Source organism: Magnetospirillum sulfuroxidans (genome assembly GCF_018224925.1).
Taxonomy (GTDB): Bacteria; Pseudomonadota; Alphaproteobacteria; order Rhodospirillales; family Magnetospirillaceae; genus Magnetospirillum; species Magnetospirillum sulfuroxidans.
This window is the reverse complement of record NZ_JAGTUF010000052.1, coordinates 1-1,323: the sequence shown is the minus strand read 5'-3', so window position 1 is coordinate 1,323 and position 1,323 is coordinate 1. Positions and strand designations below refer to the sequence as shown.

The window sequence follows — 1,323 nt, the reverse complement described above, 5'->3', positions numbered from 1 at the left end:
TGAACCGCCCCGGGTTTGCCGGAGGCCATTTGGTTTGAGTTACGCGGCCACGGGCTGGCGAGCCAGCATGGCGTAATAGCGCTCCTCGGCTTCGGCGGGCGGGATGTTACCGATTGGCCCCATGATCCGCCGGTTGTTAAACCATTCCACCCATTCCAGGGTGGCGAACTCCACCGCTTCGAACGACCGCCACGGGCCGCGCCGGTGGATGACCTCGGCCTTGTAGAGGCCGTTGATGGTTTCCGCCAGAGCGTTGTCGTAGGAATCGCCGACGCTGCCGACGGAAGGCTCGATCCCCGCCTCGGCCAGACGCTCGGTATACTTGATGCTGACGTACTGGCTGCCCCGGTCGCTGTGGTGGACCAGGCCACCGCCTTGAATGGGACGGCGCTCGTGCAGGGCCTGCTCCAGGGCATCGAGGACGAAGCCCGCATGGGCGGTCCGCGAAACCCGCCAGCCGACGATGCGCCGGGCAAAGGCGTCGATGACGAAGGCGACATAGACGAACCCGACCCGGGTCGCCACATAGGTGAAATCGGACAGCCACAGCCTGTTCGGAGCCGGGGCGCCGAATTGGCGGTTCACCCGGTCCAGCGGGCACGGCGCGCCCTTGTCGCTGACGGTCGTCTTGACCGGCTTGCCGCGAATGGCGCCAAACAGCCCCATCCGCTTCATCAGCCGTTCCACGGTGCAGCGGGCCACGTCAAGGCCTTCCCGCGCCAGTTGGCGCCAGACCTTGCGGGCGCCATAAACCTTGAAGTTCGCGTCAAACACTCGCCGCACTTCGACTTGCAAAGTAATATCGCGCCGAGCCCGTGCCGACAGCTTGGCCGGATTGGCACGCCCGGCGACATGGGCGTGATAGGTGGATGGAGCAATCGGCAGCACTCTGCAGATCGGCTCGACCCCATGCACCGCGCGCTGGTCGTCGATGAAGGCGATCATGGCTTGAACCGGCGGTCGAGCTCCGCCATCGCAAAATAAGCCGAGGCCTTGCGCAGGATCTCATTCGCCTGCCGAAGCTCACGGTTCTCTCGCTCCAGCGCCTTCAACCGATCCGCCATTTCCGACGGGACACCAGCCCGCTTGCCCGCATCAATCTCCGCCTTCTTCACCCATTCCAGCAGCGTCTGCGCCGCGCAGCCGATCTTCGCTGCAATCGAAACAACCGCCGCCCAACGGGACGGATGATCCTTTTCATGGTCCAAAACCATCCGTACAGCACGGGCGCGCACTTCCGGGGAAAATTTGTTCGTCGTCTTGCTCATGATGCCCCTACTTTCTCAGAAGTTGGAGCCTCCGGCAAACCCGGGGCGGTTCAGT

Annotated in this window: 1 protein-coding gene and 1 other annotated feature; the gene reads right to left on the bottom strand. The window is 63.9% G+C overall.

The window, feature by feature from the left end; genetic code table 11:
* Positions 1 to 39: 39 nt before the first annotated feature.
* Positions 40 to 1,268 (bottom strand): IS3 family transposase gene (locus tag KEC16_RS19600; protein WP_211552102.1). Its coding sequence is split into 2 segments (ribosomal slippage): positions 40 to 980 and positions 980 to 1,268, totalling 1,230 coding nucleotides; the frame shifts between segments, so codons are not numbered across the junction.
* Positions 871 to 987 (bottom strand) — a sequence feature (AL1L pseudoknot). Its footprint overlaps the gene before it by 117 nt.
* Positions 1,269 to 1,323: the final 55 nt, after the last annotated feature.